Source organism: Amycolatopsis sp. cmx-4-61, assembly GCF_046548775.1.
GTDB lineage: Bacteria > Actinomycetota > Actinomycetes > Mycobacteriales > Pseudonocardiaceae > Amycolatopsis.
The window spans coordinates 37,921-54,189 of sequence record NZ_JAEBEI010000024.1 but is presented as its reverse complement, the minus strand read 5'-3'; the positions used below and the strand labels follow the sequence as shown (position 1 = coordinate 54,189).

Genomic DNA, 16,269 nt, shown 5'->3' with positions numbered 1-16,269 from the left:
CGGGTACCACCCTCGCGCACGGGGTTTTCGGTCAGGCGAGGGTGCCGGCCAGTTCGGCGAGCGTGTCGGCCAGCTCCTGCGGGCCGGCCGGCCCGATGTGGATGACGGCGTCGTCGCCCGAGCCCGAGGTGTAGCTGAGGTAGCGGCCCCAGTCGGTGTCGGCGTAGTGGAGCGGCTGCTGCAGGCAGGTGTGGCGGCCGACGTCGTCGCGACGGCCGACGTAGAGCTCCCCGCTGCCCGAAACCGGCCGCTGCACGAGGCTGACGACGTCGGCGACGGCCGGGTCGAGCGGGTAGGCGGCCTGCCCCCGGCGGGCGGCCTCGGTGAGGTCCGCGACCCGCACGGTGCGCGGGTGCCCGCCGCCCGGCCCGACCGGCGGCAGCTGCTCGACGAGGGATTCGACGAGCCGGCTCCGATCGATCTCCTGCACGCCGACGTGGGTCCCGTCGGAGACGGCCAAAACCGCCTGCAGGCCCTTGGCGGCGGCGAGCACGCCGTAGGTCCGGCCGCCGGTGCCGACCCAGCCGTAGCACTCGCGGGCCGGGCTGACCAGCAGCGGCAGCCAGTCGAGGAAGTCGACGGTGACGCGGCCCCGGGCGTCGACGAGCCCGGCCTCGGCCAGGGCGGCGTCGACCCGCTTGTCGGCCTCTTCCCGTTCGTCGTCCGAGAGCCACAGCGGCTCCGGACGCAGGGTGAGGTGGAGCTGGCCGACCTGCTCGCGTTCGGCGAGCGCGGCCAGCGCCTCGACCGGAACGTCCACCCGGCCTGTTGCCACGTCCACCGCCTATTCGCCGATGACCGGCGGGCTGGTCCGCTGGTCGGTACCGAAGATCGCGTCCGGGTCCGCCTCGATCAGGAAGTCCGGCCGCTGGTGTTCCTCGTCCTCGTCGCCTTCGCCGCGGCGCCCGCCGGGCCCCATCGGTCCCATCGACCCGTTCCGCCCGGCGGCCGACCGCGCGGCGGCCGCCTCCGCGGCGGCGGCGTTGCCGAGGCTGCCCATGCCGGAGCCGGAGCCCCGGCCCAGGCCGCGCTCCCCCGCTCCGGCGCCGGCGCCACTCCCGGAGCCGCCGCCGGTCCCGGAGCCGGTTCCGCTGCCGGTCCCGGTGCCGCCCCGGCCGGTCGGGTCGAGCAGCCGCCCACCGGCGTTGCCGCTCGTGGAGCCCCGGCCGCCGGTACCGGAGTTCGGGTCGCTGACGTTGGGGTAGTTCTGGCCGTAGTTCGGGCCGCCGCCGGTGTTGGCGGGGTAGAAGTCGATCCCCCCGGTGTTCGGCGGCGTCTTCCCCGGCTGGTCGGTGGCCTGCCCGGGCCGCGGCAGGGTGGGGACGCCGGGGCGGCCGGAGCCGGTGGTGTGGGTGTCGTCGCCGGTGCCGGTTCCCGTGCCCGTTCCCGTTCCTGTTCCGGTGCCGCCCGTTCCTCCGGTGCCCCCGGTCCCGCCGGTACCTCCGGTGCCGCCCGTACCCCCGGTGCCTCCCGTGCCGCCGGTCCCGCTGGCGCCCCCGGTGTGCCCGGGGTCGAAGCCGGTGGTGGAGGTGCGGTCGGTGCCGCCGGTGCCGGGGTGGCCGGGCAGCCAGTTGCCCTGGCCGCCCGGCTGGTCGACCCCGCCGGGACCGCTCGGGGTGTTCACGGCGATGGCGGCACCGTCGGCCTCCAGGACGCCGTAGTCGGTGGGCAGCACGGCCCTGGTCCCGCTGGTGACGCTGCTGTACTGGTCCATCACGCGGACATTGGTCTCGTTCGCGGCGTTGTACCGCGCCATGCCCTCTTGGTAGTTGTCGATGTCGTCCTTCGCCATGAACGGCCCGGCGATGGGAATGGCGGCCTTGAGCCCGGTGGTCCAGGGGTTGGGCTTTTCGGGCTTGGGCGGAATCTCGACGACGGAGTTGCTGGAGGAGTCGAAGACGGCAGCTTGGGTGTCGACGGAGGCCTTGGTGACATCGAGGGGCGCGGCAGTCTCGGCGAAGGCCTGCTCGAGCGGGCCGGCCCCGGCGTTCGCCGCGTCGGCGGCGTTCCCGGTCCACGCCTGCTTCATCCGCTCCTGCAGCGACTTGATGCCCTGGGCCCGGTCCAGGTAGGCCGACGAAAGCTTCGAAACCTCATCCGCGGCGTTGCGGAGGCCGCTGGTGTCGCCCTGTCTGAAGTTGTCGTAGATCTGCTTGCCGTCCACTCGTCATGCCCCCTTGAGTGTGGTGATGATCGATGCCGCCACCTTTTGGGCCGCGGCGCAGGAGTCGTCCGCGCCTTCGTACCCCCCGGCGTACACGTTGATCGCGACGTCGTCGGCGACACCGACGTCCATGACGCAGTTGCCGATCGGCCGGCGGTCCCGCTTGTCCAGGTAGATCGCCGGGTAACCATCCACGGCCGGGGCAGGCTCGAGGAACGGCAACTGGCCGCTTTCGTGCGCTCCGTACAGCCCCGCCAGTCCTCCGGCGCCCCGGTCACGGTTCCCGGTGCCGATGATGACCTGCATGCTCACGCCTTCGCCGGAGATCTTCCAGCCACACCCCGGCCCGGCCGCGCCGAGTCCGTCGTCCTGCAGCTGGGTGTGCCCCGGGTCCGTGAACCGCAAGGACGACAGCACCGAACCCGGCACGATGTCGCAAGGCTTCGAAGCGTATTTCGAGACGTCGAGCGGTGCGGTCACCTTCGGCACGTCGGGGTCGGACGACGCACCGGACGACGCACCGGACGATGACGCCGCCCCGCTCGGCGCCGGGGTGGCCGTCCCGGTCGTTTCGGGGGAACACCCCGCGAGCAGCAGCGCGGCGGCCACGCCGCCGGCCAGGACGCGGGCAGGCAGGCGCACGGTCACACCGTCCGGAACGGGTCGGCCATGCCCTGGTCGGTCGCGACGGTCTTCGTCTGCGCTTCCTTGAGCTTCTTGATGTACCCCTGCACGTACTTGCGCATGGAGTCGTTCTGGCTTTGGAGCGCCGCGAGGGAGTCCATGCTCGTCGACACGTAGCCCCCGCTGACCGAGTCCTTCCCGGGCGCTTCGAGCATCACCATGATGTTCTGGATGCGTTCACCGTCGTCGACGATCTTGTCCAGTTCCGCTTCCCACTGGCCGATCACCGCGGCGAGCTCACCGGGCTCCATCTCGAACCGGCCGCCCCCGCCGCCACCGCCGCCGTAGACGCGGCCGCGCTCGCCGAGGATGTCGCCACCCCACACCGCTTGGACCGCCTGCCCGGCCTCACCGATGATCACGCCGCACCTTCCCCTCAGTTCACCCACCGTGATGGGGCAAACCTTAGCCAACCGTCTCACTTCGTGTCAGCGAAACGCCGCAACGTTCGACGGTGGGGACACTCGGCCGGTTCCCCCGCACTCCGGGTCACAGTACGTACGTACGGATTGCGAGATGCCGGTCCGCGGTGCCAGGATTTCAGGATGCCACGCGTAAGCCAGGATCACCTCGACGCACGCCGGCGCCAGATCCTCGACGGCTCGCGCGTCTGCTTCGCGCGCTACGGCTACGAAGGTGCCACAGTCCGGCGCCTGGAGGAAGCCACCGGTCTCTCGCGCGGGGCCATCTTCCACCACTTCCGGGACAAGGAGTCGCTCTTCCTCGCCCTCGCCGAGGACGATGCCCTCCGGATGGCCGACGTCGTCGCCGAACAGGGCCTCGTGCAGGTCATGCGGGATCTGCTCGCCGGCGGCGACCACCCCGCCGACTGGCTCGGCACGCGCCTGGAGGTGAGCCGGCGGCTGCGGACCGACCCGGAGTTCCGGGGCCGCTGGGCCGAACGCTCGCAGCAGCTCACCACCGCCACCCGGCTGCGGCTGCTGCGGCAGCGGGAGGCCGGGAACCTGCGGGACGACGTCGACGTCGACGTCCTCACCGCCTTCCTCGAACTCGTCCTCGAAGGACTCGTCTCGCACCTGGCCATGGGCCTGCCCGCCGCCGGCCTGGGGCCGGTGCTCGACCTCGTCGAGGAAACCGTGCGGCGGCACCGGCCGGGCGCCGCCTGATCCGCGGATGAGCGCACCGACACACCCCGCGCCTCAGCGGCGGGGGCCGGGGACGAGTTAAGCTGGTCCGCACTACCCGCCGATTCACTGCTAGGAGTGACCGTTTCGTGCGCGCAGCGCAGTCACCCGGTGACAGTACCGGGCCGGGTGACCGACCCGGCTGTCCGATAGGTTCATCCCCCGCCATCGAGGCGGGTGCGGAATGATCCAGATCCTCTTCGCCGTGCTCGGCGTCCTCCTCTTCCTGCTGCTGACGATCGGCACCGGCCTCGCCGTCGCCGCCGAGTTCTCGCTCACCGCGCTGGAACGCAGCACCGTCGAGGCCAACGTCCGCCAGGTCGGCGACCGCCGCGCGCTGACCGTCCAGAAGGCGCACCGGACGCTGTCCTTCCAGCTCTCCGGCGCCCAGGTCGCGATCACCCTCACCACGCTGATCACCGGGTACCTGGCCGAGCCGCTGATCGGCGAGCTCGTCCGGCCGCTGCTCACCTGGCTCGGCCTGCCGGAGGCGTTCGCCGCGGGCGCGGCGATCGTGCTCGCCCTGATCATCGCCACGTCGATGTCGATGATCCTCGGCGAGATGGTGCCGAAGAACCTGGCGATCGCCCGGCCGCTGCCGACCGCCCGCGCGGTCGCCGGCTACCACTCGCGGTTCTCCGCGCTCTTCCGCTGGCTCATCACGCTGATGAACAACAGCGCGAACTTCCTCGTGCGCAAGTTCGGCGTCGAGCCGCAGGAAGAACTGCGGTCGGCCCGCTCGCCGCAGGAGCTGGGCTCGATCGTGCGCTCCAGCGCCGAAAGCGGCACGCTCGACACGTCCACCGCGGAGCTGCTTGACCGCTCGCTGCGGTTCGGCGAGCGCACCGCGGAGGAACTGATGACCCCGCGCGTGCAGCTGGAGTCCCTCGCCGTCGACGACACCGTGGCCGACCTGATCGCGCTCTCGCTGCGCACCGGGTTCTCCCGCTTCCCGGTGCACGCCGAAGACCTCGACGACGTCCGCGGCGCCGTGCACGTCAAGCAGGCCTTCGCCGTGCCCGCCGCCGACCGGGCCGCCGTGCCGATCGGCTCGGTCATGCGGCCGGTGCCGACCGTGCCCGAGTCCCTGCCCGGCGACGACCTGCTGCTGCGCCTGCGCGACTCCCGCTTCCAGCTGGCCATCGTCGTCGACGAGTACGGCGGCACGGCCGGGCTGGTGACCCTCGAGGACGTCGTCGAAGAGATCATCGGCGACGTCCGCGACGAGCACGACGAACGCGAAGCACCGGCGTCCCAGCAGGTCGGCACGGACAGCTGGCTGGTGTCCGGGCAGCTGCGCGCCGACGAGGTCACCAGTGTCACCGGGTTCCGGATGCCGGACGGCGACTACGAGACCATCGCCGGGCTGATCCTCGAGCGGCTCGGCAAGATCCCCGCCGAGGGCGACGCCACCGAGGTCGACGGCTGGCTGCTCACCGTGACCGTGATGGACAAGCTCCGGATCGCCGAGGTCGAGGTCGCCCCGGTCCGCACGGCCCCGGAACTGACCCCGGAAGCGGCCCCGGAAGCGGAGGTGGCCTCGTGACCGACTGGCTGAACATCGCCCTCGTCGTGGTCCTGCTGCTGACCAACGCCTTCTTCGTCGGCGCCGAGTTCACCCTGATCTCCTCGCGCCGCGACCGGCTCGAAGCGCTGCTCGAGCAGGGCAAGACGCGCGCGAAGATCGTCATCAACGCGAGCAGGCACGTGTCGCTGATGCTCGCCGGCGCGCAGCTGGGCATCACCATCTGCTCGCTGCTGCTCGGGCGCCTCGGCGAGCCGGCCGTCGCGCACCGGCTGTCGGCGGGCTTCGACCTGCTGGGTCTGCCCGAGGCCCTGCTGCACCCGATTTCGTTCGCCATCGCGCTGGCGTTCATCACGGTGGCGCACGTGCTGATCGGCGAGATGGTGCCGAAGAACCTCGCCATCGCCGAGCCCGAGCGGCTCGCGCTGTGGCTGGTGCCGGTGCACGTGGGCTGGATCAAGCTGGCCCGGCCGTTCATCTGGCTGCTGAACTTCGTGGCCAACTCGCTGCTGCGCGCGGTCCGCGTCGAGCCGAAGGACGAACTGGAGACGGCCTACACCTCCGACGAGCTGGCCGAGCTGCTCAGCGAGTCGCGCCGGGAGGGCCTGCTCGACCAGTCCGAGCACCAGCGGCTCGCCCAGACGCTCTCGTCGGTGCAGAAGACGGTCGCCGACGTGCTGGTGCCCACCGCCGAGCTGACCACGCTCCCCTGCGGGCCGACCGTCGGCGAGGTCGAGCAGGCCGTGTCCTCGACCGGGTTCTCGCGTTTCCCGGTCTGCACCGACGACGGCCGCCTGACCGGCTACATCCACGTCAAGGACATCCTCGACCTGGCCGGCCAGGACCCGAAGACGACCGTGCCCGCCACGAAGACGCGGGCGCTGACCGAACTGCGCGCCGACGCCCGGCTCGACGTGGCGCTCTCGGCCATGCGCAAGGAGCGCAGCCACCTCGCGCGGGCACTGGACGCGGAGGGGAACGCCGTCGGCGTCGTGGCGCTGGAAGACCTCGTCGAGGAGTACGTGGGCACGGTGCGCGACGGCACCCACGTGAGCGCATGACCGGCACCGAGGTGCTCGCCGAGTCGGACTGGCTGGCCCGGGAGGCGGCGCACGTCTCGCGGATGCGCCGGTGGACCGGCCCGCACCAGCAGCGGCGGTCCCGCGGCGAGAAGCACCCGGTGCTGGACTTCCTGTTCACCTACTACTCGCACCGGCCGTCGCACCTCGAGCGGTGGCAGCCCGGGCCCGGCGTCACGCTCGCCGGGCCCGCGGCGCGGCGCTTCCTGGACCGCAAGGGGTACGTCGAAACACCGGACGGCGTGGTGCTGGATCCCGCCGGGTTCGGCGCGGGCAAGGTCCGGACGGCCGAGTTCGTCCTCGGCCTGCTGACCGCGACGGCGGCCCGCGCGCCCCGGTTGAGCTGCTTCGGGCTGCACGAGTGGGCGATGGTCTACCGCGAGCCGGCGGACTCCGTGCGGCACGACCAGGTGCCGCTGCGGCTCGGGTCGGCGGGCACCGACGCGGTCGTGGAGTCCCTGGACATCCGGTGCGGGCACTTCGACGCGTACCGGTTCTTCACCCCGCCCGCACGGCCCCGGAACGGGCTGACGCCGTCGCGGGAGACGCAGATCGCACTCGAGCAGCCCGGGTGCCTGCACGCGAACATGGACCTGTTCAAATGGGCGTACAAGCTCGACCCGTTCGTGCCCGCCGAACTCGTGGCGGACTGCTTCGAGCTGGCGGTGGAGATCCGGACGCTCGACATGCGGGCGAGCCCGTACGACCTGGCTTCCCTCGGCTACGCCCCGGTCCGGATCGAGACGGCGGCGGGCCGGGCCGAATACGCCAGGGCGCAGGCGGAGTTCGCCCGTCGGGCGGCGCCGCTGCGTCATCGCCTGATTGCGCACTGCCATCGCCTGGTCAGCGCAGCACCCTGAGCACGATCAACTGTGAGTCAGATTATTCTCTCTCCGATACTCACCTGTTAGGGTGATAACGGTTTGATTGCATAGCAGCGCGTGCTTGGCATGCGCTCACCCCGAAAGGATGACGGATGGGGCGACACTACCGGGACGAGGAGCCGGTGCCGCACCCTCAGGACCGCACGCCGCGCGCTCCCGCCGAGGGGCGCAGCGAAGCTTCCGGCGCGTTCCGCACCCCCGGCCGCAGCTCCATCTCGGACGCGTTCGGCATCGCGGGCCGCGGTGGTGCCGCCGCGCGGACGCCCGGCCAGTCATCCGGTTCGGCCTTCTTCACGGAAGGGGCGGCGGCGCCCGGCTTCCCGCCCGAGAACGGCGGCGCGCAGCCGGCCGGCCGTCGAGGCGAGACGTCGGGGTCGTATCCGGCCGCGGGTGGTCGCCGCGGCGAGACTTCGGGGTCCTACCCGGCCGCGGGTCGCCGCGGCGAGACGTCCGGGTCCCACCCCGTGGCCGGTGGGGAATCCGTCGTGACCCGCGCTCCGCGCCGCGGCGAGACGTCCGGCGCGTACCCGGTCACCAGCAATGAGATCACCACGACCCTCTCGCCGCACCGGGGCGAAGCCGCCGGCTCGTACCCGGTCGCCGGCACCACGACCCGCTCGCGCCGCAAGGGCGGCGACAACCCGGCCCCGGACCGCATCGAAGCCCCCGGTGGCCGATTCACCCGGGCCGCCCGGCGCGGCGAAGCCACCGGCGCCCACCCGGCCGCCACCCCGGGGGCGGTTCCCGCCGAGTCCGCCGGCCCGCGCTCGCGGCGCAAGGGCCGCGCTGCCTCCCCCGAAACCGCGGCCGAGCGGACCGAGGTCATCACCCGGCAGGACGACGACCCCGCCCCCGGCGAAGCGACCGGAGCGGCCCGCACCCTCGAGCCAGGCGACGCGAGCGAGACGGCCCGTACCGAAGACCGCGCCGAAGCGACCGGGTCGGCCCGCACGCTCGACCGCGGCGACGACACCGGCACCTCCCGAGCCGTCGGGCGGCGGGGGCGCACCGCGGACCGCAGTGATCCGGCCGGGCCCGACCGCGGCCGGGACGACACCACCGGCCCGCAGCGCGCCGGCCGCAGCGAAGGCACCGGTTCGCACCGCATCGTCGCCAAGAGCGGGGTCGCCAAGAGCGATGCGACGGGGTCGCACCGGATCGTCGGGAAGAAGGCGCCGCGCCGGCGGATCGCCACCTGGCCGATCGCCTGCGCCGTCCTCGCCCTGCTGATCGGGCTCGGCGTCGTCGGCTGGAACTGGGCCGACAACGAGCTCAACAGCCGCGCCGAGGCGCAGGCGTCCAGCTGTGACGGCGGGACCGCGAACATGCGGGTGGTCGTCACCCCGAGCGCGCAGAAGCCGCTGACCGCCGCGGCCCAGCGCTGGAACCAGGCCGCCACCGTCGTCCACGGGCAGTGCGTGCACGTCGTGATCGAAGCCAAGCCGTCGGCGCAGGTGCTCGACGCGCTGGTCGGCCGGGCCAACCTCGACTCGATCGGCGGGCTCCCGGCGGCGTGGCTGCCCGAATCGTCGTACTGGGTCAGCGAGCTCACGACCAAGAAGCCGGAGATGATCGGCTCGCCCGCGCAGTCGGTGGCGAACGCGCGCTCGGCGGACTACCCGTTCGTCGGGCTCGCCGGCCCGGGCATCGACGACACCGCACTGCGCGCCGCGCAGACGTTCCGCGAGTACCTGGAGCAACCCGCGCAGCAGGCCGACTTCGCCGCGGCGGGCATCAAGTCGGCCTAGACGCGGGTGCCGTTGTCGAGCTCGGCCACCACGGCGAGGTCGTCGTCGGCCAGCTCGAAGTCGAAGATCCCGAAGTTCTCCCGGATGCGGGTCGTGGTGGCCGACGCCGCCACCGCGACCGTGCCGGTCTGCAGGTGCCACCGGAGCACGATCTGGGCCGGCGTCTTGCCGTACTTGGCGGCGAGCGCGGTGACCGTCTCGTCGGACAGCAGCGCGGCGTTCGCCGCCGGGCTGGCCGCGGCCGTCACGATGCCGTGCTCGCCGTGGAACGTGCGCAGCGGGACCTGCTGCAGCCACGGGTGCAGTTCGACCTGGTTGACCGGGGGCACCGAGCCGGTCGCGTCGATCAGCCGGCGCAGCTCGGAGACCCCGAAGCCGGCCACGCCGACGGCGCGGGCCCGGCCGTCGGCGCGCAGCCGGCCCAGTGCGCGCCAGGTGTCGGTGAACGCGCCCTTCGTGCCGTCCAGCAGGCACAGGTCGACCTGCTCCAGCTGCAGGGCCTCCAGTGCCTGGTCGACGGCCCGGCGGGTGGTGTCGTAGCCCTGGGCGGGCACGTGGACGCTGACGAAGAGCTCCTCGCGGGGCACCTCGGCCGCGGCGAGGACCGCGCCCACCGCGGCCTCGGTGCCCGGAGCGGTGTCGATGCCGCGGTACCCGGTGTCGAGGGCGATGCGGACGGCGCGGCCGGTTTCGGCCGGGGACAGGCCGGCGACACCGAACAGCAGCTGGGGGATGCGGACTCCGACGGACAGGGCGAGCGAAGGCGGGACGGCCATCAACCGGTGATCCTCACTTCGGATGCTGCGCGGACCCCCATCATCCCACCCGGGCGGTCCGCTCGCGCAGGTACGCCGCCGTCGCCGGGTCGGCCGGGAAGAACGACTCGATGACCAGTTCCGCCACGGTGACGTCCAGCGGGGTGCCGAACGTGGCCACCGTGCTGAAGAACGTCAGGTCGGTGCCCTCGTGGCGGAACTTCAACGGCACGAAGATGTCTCCCGGCCCGGGAACCTCCACTTCGGGCACCGGCTGGTCGCAGGGGTAGCCGCGCAGCTCGTCCAGCAGTTCGGCGAGCCCCGCGTCCGCGCTCTGGGCCACCTGGCGCCGCAGCCGGCCGAGCAGGTGGGCGCGCCACTCCCCCAGGTTCAGGATGTGCGGTGCCATGCCGTCCGGGTGCAGGGTCGCGCGCAGGACGTTGGTGGTCAGCCCGGGCGCGATCCCGGCGACGAACAGCCCGATGCCGGCGTTGGCGTCGACGAGGTTCCAGTTCCGGTCGACGACGGCGGCCGGATAGGGGTCGTGGCCCGCGAGCAACTGCCGCACGGCCTGGCGGACGGCGTCCATTTCCGGGTCACCCAGCGCGTTCTCGGTGTAGGCGGGCGCGTACCCGGCGGCGAGCAGCAGCCGGTTGCGTTCCCGCAGCGGGACGTCGAGGTGCTCGCCGAGCCGCAGCACCATGTCCCGGCTCGGCCTGGACCGCCCGGTTTCCACGAAACTGAGGTGGCGGGTGGAGATGTCCGCCGAGATCGCCAGGTCGAGCTGGCTGATCCGGCGCCGGTCCCGCCATTCCCGCAGCAGCTCACCGACCGGCCGCTGCCGCGCCTGCACCATCGTCGTCACGCGGGTGACGCTACGGCGATCACTGCCGTCCTGCCATTACTTCGGGGGTAACGCCCGGGACCGGATTGCCGTCCGCCGCGGCATTACCTCCCGCGTAATCGACGCGCCGCCGCTCGGTGCGCCAAAGTCGATCTCAGCACCGGACGACGGCGAAACCGTTGTCCCCCAACCGAAGGAGAAAGTCATGACCGACGTCCGCGCCCTCGTCGAGCGGTACATCGCCGTGTGGAACGAGACCGACGCCGACAAGCGACGCGCCCTGATCGCCGAGGTCTTCACCGACGGCGCCGGCTACACCGACCCACTCGGCGCCGTCACCGGGCACGACGGGATCGACCAGTTCGTCGCCGGGGCGCAGCAGCAGTTCGGCGGCCTCACCTTCAGCCTGCCCGCCGGCCCGGACGCCCACCACGACCTCGCCCGGTTCCAGTGGTACCTCGGCACGCCCGGCGCGGAGCCGGTCGCCATCGGGTTCGACGTCGTCGAGCTCGAAGACGGCAAGATCGCGAAGGTCCACGGCTTCCTCGACAAGCTGCCCGGCTGACGGAGTGGGGGCTCCCGCGCGGGAGCCCCCACTCCCGCTAGGCCTTCAGCGCGCCCCGCCAGCGCACGGTCGGGCGCAGCTTCTCCGGGTTCACCCGGTGCTTGTTGGCGCCCACGATGTCGAACATCGACTCGATGAGCGTGTCCGACAGCAGGTGCGGCTCCAGGCCCAGCCCGACCAGCCCGGTGTGCTTGACGTTGTAGTAGTGCTCCGGCGCCTCGGTGCGCGGGTTCTCCAGCTGCTCGATCTGCACCGGGCCGGGGAACCGGTCGGCGACCAGCTCGGCGATGCCGGCGACCGGCATGCTTTCGGTCATCTGGTTGAACACGCGGAACTCGCCCGGCTCGGCCGGGTGCTCCACGGCGAGGCGGATGCACTCCACGGTGTCGCGGATGTCGATCAGGCCGCGGGTCTGCGTGCCCTTGCCGTACACCGTGAGCGGCTGGCCCAGCACGGCCTGGATGACGAAGCGGTTGAGCACCGTGCCGAACACCGCGTCGTAGTCGAAGCGGGTCGCCAGCCGCGGGTCCAGCGCCGTCTGCGGCGTCTGCTGGCCGTACACGATGCCCTGGTTGAGGTCCGTCGCGCGCAGTCCCCACGCGCGGCAGGTGAATTCGATGTTGTGCGAATCGTGGACCTTGGTCAGGTGGTAGAACGACCCCGGCCGCTTCGGGAACAGCACCCGGTCGGCGCGGCCGTTGTGCTCCAGCTCCAGCCAGCCCTCTTCGATGTCGATGTTCGGCGTGCCGTATTCGCCCATCGTGCCGAGCTTGACGAGGTGGATCGCCGGGTCGATCTCCGCGATCGCGTACAGCAGGTTCAGCGTGCCGACCACGTTGTTGTGCTGGGTGTACACCGCGTGTTCGCGGTCGATCATGGAATACGGCGCCGACCGCTGCTCGGCGTAGTGGACGACGGCGTCGGGCGCGAAGTCGCGCACCGCACCGAACAGGAACTCCGCGTCGAGGAGGTCGCCTTCGTACCCGGTGATCGTCCGGCCGGAAACCTCGTGCCACGCGGCGATCCGATCGGCGAGGGATTCGATCGGGACCAGGCTTTCGACGCCGAGTTCGGCGTCGTAGCCGCGCCGGGCGAAGTTGTCGAGGACGGCCACCTCGTGGCCCTTGTCCGACAAGTGCAGCGCGGTCGGCCAGCCCAGATATCCGTCACCGCCGAGAACCAGCACCCGCATTGTGCCGCCTTTCCTGCTCGTTTACGCCACACGAACGCTATAGATCACGTGCTGATGAGGACCTGGCAATGGCCTGTGAATCTCCTATGCATGAGGGGGTCGGACGGCGGCGCGACCGGCCCGCGGGGAGGATGGGGACATGACGACCGTAACCAACGGCGTGCGGCCCCGCACAGCGGACGAAACCCGCCGCCGCGGCTGGGCGCGGCTGGCGCGCGCCGCCACGACGTCGGTCGCGGCCACGGTCCTCAGCCAGGTGGTGCTGCTCGCCGTCCTCGCGACCGGCGGCGCCGCGGCCCTGGCGAGCACGCTGGCCTGGGCGGCCGGCGCGGTGCTGAACTTCCTGGTCACCCGCCGCTGGGTGTGGGGCCGCACCGGGCGCCCGCGCGTCCGCCGGGAACTGCTGCCCTACCTGGTCGTCATCGGCCTCGGCGGACTCGCTTCGATCGGCCTGACGACGCTGGCGGGTTCGCTGCTGACACCGCTGGCGCTGCCGCACTTCTGGTGGGTCGTGCTCGTCGACGGCGCGTACGTCGCCAGTTACGCGCTGGTGTTCGCCGTCAAGTTCACCCTGCTCGACCGGCTCGTGTTCGGCCGCGGCGCAGCACGTACCCCCGCCACCACGTCCCGGTCATGACGCGGGCGTAGTTGGCGCCGTAGACGAGGCTGCCGCCCTTCTTGCTCTTGCCCGCCGTGCGCAGCCGCATGCTCATCGGCAGCTCGGCGACCCGGGCCCCGCGGGCGGTGACGCCGAGCAGCAGCTCCGACGACTGGTACTGCGGCTCGCTCAGCGGCACCGCACAGGCCAGCTCCGCCCGCATGGCGCGGAAGCCGAACGACGTGTCGGTGATCCGCCGCCCGGTCAGCACCGACGCCAGCACCGCGAACACCCGCACGCCGAGCCAGCGGACGCGGCTGTCGGCCTCCTCGTGCCCGAGCCGCCGGGAGCCGGTGACGAAGTCCGCGGCGTCCTCGACGACCGGGCGGACGAGCGTCTCCAGCTCGCTGTTGTCGTACTGGCCGTCGGCGTCGGTCGTCACGACGTACTCCGCGCCGCCCTCCGCCGCGAGGTGGTAACCGAGCCGCAGCGCGGCGCCTTGGCCGCGGTTGCGGGGCGCGACGCACACGTACGCGCCGTGTGCCTCGGCGATCGCGGCCGTGTCGTCGGTCCCGCCGTCGACGACGACGAGCACGTCGACCGGCATGCCGAGGCACTGGTCCGGCATCTTCTCGAGGACTTCGCCGATGCCGCCGGCTTCGTTGTAGGCGGCGATGACGACGGTCAGCGGCGCCAGCCGCAGTTCCGGGTGGCGGCCGCGGAAGTCGTCGAGGGCGCCTTGGTCGACGTCGTCGGGGAAGGCGGCGAGCCGCTTCCGGCTCGCCGACGTCAGCGTGGTGAAGCCGAGCGCTCCGGCGACCGGCAGGAGGACGAGCGCCGGGAGCTGGTAGCGCCAGGAGAACTCGAACGCCGCCGAAGCGAAGAGCAGGACGAGCCCGCTCGACGCCGCCAGCAGCGCGCCCGCCTGGGCGCGGTCGAGGGGTTTCTTGCGCCGGAACACCGTCAGGAGACCGAGGAGCGCGCCGATGCCGAGGACCGCGCCCGGGACGTACCCGCCGCCGAGCTGGTAGTCGCGGAGCAACTCCGCCAGTGGCTGGTCGACGCTCGCCTCGACGCCGTCGTTCTGCAGCGTGACCAGGTCGATCAGGGACTGGTCGGCCCACTGCGGGTAGGTGAGCTGGAACTGCCACCGGTCCAGCGGGACGTCGGTGGGATCCTGCTCGCGGCTCCAGGCGAAACTCTTGGCGAAGTCGTCCAGGACGGCTTCGGCGACGTCGCCGGGCTGGGCCTTCAGGACATCGACAGCGAACTCGTGGGCCAGTGCGGCCCGGTCGGCGCCCGGGGGCAGCGGGCCCGGCCAGCCGGGGTCGAGGTCGGCGTGGGTGTAGTTGTCCACCAAGCGCGTCTCGCGCGGCTCGGCCGGGCAGAACACCTGCACCTCGGGGGCGAGGTGGAGGTTCGCGCAGTCGGCGACGGCGGCGGTGCGGCCGTAGAGCATGTTGCCCGACGGCCCGGTCAGGCCCCACTTGCCGGTCTCGGCGTGCAGCCGCGCCGCATACGGCACCAGGACGACGAGCAGGCCGAGGAGGCCGGCGCCGGCCCGGCGCCAGCCCGCCCAGCGCCGCCCGGCTCCCCCGGCGACGACCAGGAACACCAGCAGTGGCAACGCGAGCGAGATCCCGATCAGCCGCGTCAGGACGCCGAAGCCGAGCAGCAGGCCGGCGGCGCCGGCGCGCTTCCAGCCGGGGGTGCCCCGGCCGAGCAGCAGCCAGAGGAGCCCGAGGAGCACGGCCTCGAACGTCACCTCGGACATGATGTTCTGCTCGATCTGCAGCTGGTAGGCGTCGAGCAGCACCGGGGCCGCGGCGAGCGCGCCGACCCACGGCCGGCCGCCGAGGCGCAGCACCAGCGCGTGGAGGCCGATCGCGATGAGGATGCCGCCCCCGTGCTGCACCGCCGCGACCCAGGCCAGTCCGCCGACGGCCAGGAGCGGCCGCAGGACGAGGTCGTAGCCGATCGGGTTCAGCTGGTCGGCGCGCAGGGCGTGCAGGTTGTCGAGGTACCGGAACGAATCGATGTACAGCAGCGCCGGGCGGTAGGCCAGCCAGGTCAGCACCCGCAGGACGATCGCCGGGACGAGGAGCAGGAGCAGCAGCCAGTGCCGCTTGAGAAGGACCTTCACGGTGTTTCGAGGCCGGAGAAGTACTTCCACGCCGTCGCCAGGCCGTCGGTCAGCGACACTTCCGGCCGGTAGCCGATGGTCTCCGCGCTCGCCGAGACGTCGACGACGACCGCGGGCATCTCCCCGGCCGGGGCTTCGACGTGCTCGACCGGCAGTTCGGCGCCGGTCACCTCGCGCACGGCCTCGACCATCTCCAGCACGGACACCGAGCGCCCGGCACCGACGATCGCGCGGCCGGAGTAGCCGCTGTCCAGGGCCAGCAGGATCGCGCGGACGACGTCGTCGACGTGCACGAGGTCGCGGCGCTGGCGGCCGTCGCCGTAGACCTTGATCCCGCTGCCGCTCAGCGCGGCCCGCATCATGCGCGGCACGAAGCTGTCCTTGTGGGACATCCCGGGGCCGTAGACGTTGGTGAACCGCAACGCACACGTCGTCATGCCGTACGCGCCGGCGTAGCCCGAGAGCAGCATTTCGCACGCCGCCTTCGTGGCGCCGTACGGCGTCAGCGGGCGCAGCGGCAGGTCCGGGGTGATGGTCGCGGTGCCGACGTCGCCGATGACCGCGTTGGTCGAGGCGAGCAGGAACGCCGGCACTTCCCGGCGGCGCGCGAGTTCCAACAGTGCCTGCGTCACCAGCACGTTGTCGGCGAAGGTGTCCTCGGGCAGCTCCACCGACTTCAGCACCGACGTCAGGGCGGCGAGGTGGACGATGCCCGCGGTCTCCGGCGTGACGGCTTCTTCGCGCACCGCGGCTTCCCGGAGTTCCCCGGTCACCACGCGGACGCCGTCGAGGTCCTCCGGGAACGGGACCCGGTCCACGACGACGACCGGGACGCCCCGGTCGCGCAGGGCTCGCACGACGGCCCGGCCGATGAAGCCGCTGCCGCCGGTGACGACCACGGACGTCCGATCGGGACCGTGCGCACTCAGCATGGCGCCAACCT

General features: G+C 72.3%; 16 protein-coding genes. 7 read left to right on the top strand and 9 right to left on the bottom strand.

Annotated features, from left to right (window positions below):
- Window positions 1-31: 31 nt before the first annotated feature.
- Genes ACLJOU_RS40880 through ACLJOU_RS40865 form a run of 4 tightly spaced genes read right to left on the bottom strand, consistent with a single transcriptional unit; the run spans window position 32 to window position 3,210 of the window.
- The gene (locus ACLJOU_RS40880; protein ID WP_410574705.1) at window positions 32-760 is read right to left on the bottom strand and encodes an ESX secretion-associated protein EspG; all 729 of its coding nucleotides are present in this window, start codon (window positions 758-760) and stop codon (window positions 32-34) included.
- Window positions 761-784: 24 nt separating this feature from the next.
- Window positions 785-2,164 carry a hypothetical protein gene (locus ACLJOU_RS40875; RefSeq protein ID WP_410574648.1) on the bottom strand — a complete coding sequence of 460 codons (1,380 nt, stop codon included), beginning with the start codon at window positions 2,162-2,164 and terminating at the stop codon, window positions 785-787.
- A 3-nt stretch (window positions 2,165-2,167) separates the two neighbouring features.
- The gene (locus tag ACLJOU_RS40870; RefSeq protein ID WP_410574647.1) at window positions 2,168-2,806 is read right to left on the bottom strand and encodes a DUF3558 domain-containing protein; all 639 of its coding nucleotides are present in this window, start codon (window positions 2,804-2,806) and stop codon (window positions 2,168-2,170) included.
- 2 nt (window positions 2,807-2,808) lie between these two features.
- Entirely contained in the window at window positions 2,809-3,210 is a 402-nt protein-coding gene (locus ACLJOU_RS40865) for a hypothetical protein (protein ID WP_410574646.1), read from the bottom strand.
- 183 nt (window positions 3,211-3,393) lie between these two features.
- On the opposite strand from ACLJOU_RS40865, the gene ACLJOU_RS40860 reads away from it, so the two are divergent.
- The 5 genes from ACLJOU_RS40860 (at window position 3,394) to ACLJOU_RS40840 (ending at window position 9,229) form a co-directional block, all read left to right on the top strand.
- The gene (locus ACLJOU_RS40860; protein ID WP_410574645.1) at window positions 3,394-3,975 is read left to right on the top strand and encodes a TetR/AcrR family transcriptional regulator; all 582 of its coding nucleotides are present in this window, start codon (window positions 3,394-3,396) and stop codon (window positions 3,973-3,975) included.
- 202 nt (window positions 3,976-4,177) lie between these two features.
- Entirely contained in the window at window positions 4,178-5,539 is a 1,362-nt protein-coding gene (locus ACLJOU_RS40855; protein ID WP_410574644.1) for a hemolysin family protein, read from the top strand.
- Window positions 5,536-6,579 carry a hemolysin family protein gene (locus ACLJOU_RS40850; RefSeq protein ID WP_410574643.1) on the top strand — a complete coding sequence of 348 codons (1,044 nt, stop codon included), beginning with the start codon at window positions 5,536-5,538 and terminating at the stop codon, window positions 6,577-6,579. The genes ACLJOU_RS40855 and ACLJOU_RS40850 overlap by 4 nt, the downstream gene beginning before the upstream one ends.
- Window positions 6,576-7,457, top strand: a complete 882-nt coding sequence (locus ACLJOU_RS40845; protein WP_410574642.1) for a 3-methyladenine DNA glycosylase — start codon at window positions 6,576-6,578, stop codon at window positions 7,455-7,457. Before ACLJOU_RS40850 ends, ACLJOU_RS40845 begins: the two co-directional genes overlap by 4 nt.
- Before the next feature lie 116 nt (window positions 7,458-7,573).
- Window positions 7,574-9,229, top strand: coding sequence for a hypothetical protein (locus ACLJOU_RS40840; RefSeq protein WP_410574641.1), 1,656 nt, complete (start codon window positions 7,574-7,576; stop codon window positions 9,227-9,229).
- Here ACLJOU_RS40840 and ACLJOU_RS40835 read toward each other — a convergent pair.
- Window positions 9,226-10,005, bottom strand: coding sequence for an aldo/keto reductase (locus ACLJOU_RS40835; protein ID WP_410574640.1), 780 nt, complete (start codon window positions 10,003-10,005; stop codon window positions 9,226-9,228). The two genes, ACLJOU_RS40840 and ACLJOU_RS40835, sit on opposite strands and share 4 nt — an antisense overlap.
- A 40-nt stretch (window positions 10,006-10,045) precedes the next feature.
- Window positions 10,046-10,840 carry a helix-turn-helix domain-containing protein gene (locus ACLJOU_RS40830; RefSeq protein ID WP_410574704.1) on the bottom strand — a complete coding sequence of 265 codons (795 nt, stop codon included), beginning with the start codon at window positions 10,838-10,840 and terminating at the stop codon, window positions 10,046-10,048.
- Between the two features lie 193 nt (window positions 10,841-11,033).
- On the opposite strand from ACLJOU_RS40830, the gene ACLJOU_RS40825 reads away from it, so the two are divergent.
- The gene (locus ACLJOU_RS40825) at window positions 11,034-11,393 is read left to right on the top strand and encodes a nuclear transport factor 2 family protein (protein WP_410574639.1); all 360 of its coding nucleotides are present in this window, start codon (window positions 11,034-11,036) and stop codon (window positions 11,391-11,393) included.
- A gap of 37 nt (window positions 11,394-11,430) precedes the next feature.
- Here ACLJOU_RS40825 and ACLJOU_RS40820 read toward each other — a convergent pair whose 3' ends face one another.
- Window positions 11,431-12,585, bottom strand: a complete 1,155-nt coding sequence (locus tag ACLJOU_RS40820) for an NAD-dependent epimerase/dehydratase family protein (protein WP_410574638.1) — start codon at window positions 12,583-12,585, stop codon at window positions 11,431-11,433.
- 139 nt (window positions 12,586-12,724) lie between these two features.
- Here ACLJOU_RS40820 and ACLJOU_RS40815 point away from each other — a divergent pair, with 139 nt between their 5' ends.
- Entirely contained in the window at window positions 12,725-13,222 is a 498-nt protein-coding gene (locus ACLJOU_RS40815; RefSeq protein WP_410574637.1) for a GtrA family protein, read from the top strand.
- Here ACLJOU_RS40815 and ACLJOU_RS40810 read toward each other — a convergent pair.
- Both ACLJOU_RS40810 and ACLJOU_RS40805 read right to left on the bottom strand, forming a co-directional pair.
- On the bottom strand, window positions 13,152-15,326 hold the full coding sequence (locus ACLJOU_RS40810) for a glycosyltransferase family 2 protein (RefSeq protein ID WP_410574636.1): 2,175 nt from the start codon (window positions 15,324-15,326) through the stop codon (window positions 13,152-13,154). The two genes, ACLJOU_RS40815 and ACLJOU_RS40810, sit on opposite strands and share 71 nt — an antisense overlap.
- Window positions 15,323-16,258: an NAD-dependent epimerase/dehydratase family protein gene (locus tag ACLJOU_RS40805; RefSeq protein WP_410574635.1), complete on the bottom strand. Its 936-nt coding sequence runs from the start codon at window positions 16,256-16,258 to the stop codon at window positions 15,323-15,325. Before ACLJOU_RS40805 ends, ACLJOU_RS40810 begins: the two co-directional genes overlap by 4 nt.
- Window positions 16,259-16,269 lie beyond the last annotated feature (11 nt).

Excerpts from the sequence above, each read along its gene's own strand:
- ACLJOU_RS40825 (WP_410574639.1), top strand. The coding sequence starts at position 11,034 with ATGACCGACGTCCGCGCCCTCGTCGAGCGGTACATCGCCGTGTGGAAC.
- ACLJOU_RS40835 (WP_410574640.1), bottom strand. The coding sequence starts at position 10,005 with ATGGCCGTCCCGCCTTCGCTCGCCCTGTCCGTCGGAGTCCGCATCCCC.
- ACLJOU_RS40860 (WP_410574645.1), top strand. The coding sequence starts at position 3,394 with ATGCCACGCGTAAGCCAGGATCACCTCGACGCACGCCGGCGCCAGATC.
- ACLJOU_RS40815 (WP_410574637.1), top strand. The coding sequence starts at position 12,725 with ATGACGACCGTAACCAACGGCGTGCGGCCCCGCACAGCGGACGAAACC.
- ACLJOU_RS40820 (WP_410574638.1), bottom strand. The coding sequence starts at position 12,585 with ATGCGGGTGCTGGTTCTCGGCGGTGACGGATATCTGGGCTGGCCGACC.
- ACLJOU_RS40805 (WP_410574635.1), bottom strand. The coding sequence starts at position 16,258 with ATGCTGAGTGCGCACGGTCCCGATCGGACGTCCGTGGTCGTCACCGGC.
- ACLJOU_RS40840 (WP_410574641.1), top strand. The coding sequence starts at position 7,574 with ATGGGGCGACACTACCGGGACGAGGAGCCGGTGCCGCACCCTCAGGAC.
- ACLJOU_RS40855 (WP_410574644.1), top strand. The coding sequence starts at position 4,178 with ATGATCCAGATCCTCTTCGCCGTGCTCGGCGTCCTCCTCTTCCTGCTG.
- ACLJOU_RS40830 (WP_410574704.1), bottom strand. The coding sequence starts at position 10,840 with ATGGTGCAGGCGCGGCAGCGGCCGGTCGGTGAGCTGCTGCGGGAATGG.
- ACLJOU_RS40845 (WP_410574642.1), top strand. The coding sequence starts at position 6,576 with ATGACCGGCACCGAGGTGCTCGCCGAGTCGGACTGGCTGGCCCGGGAG.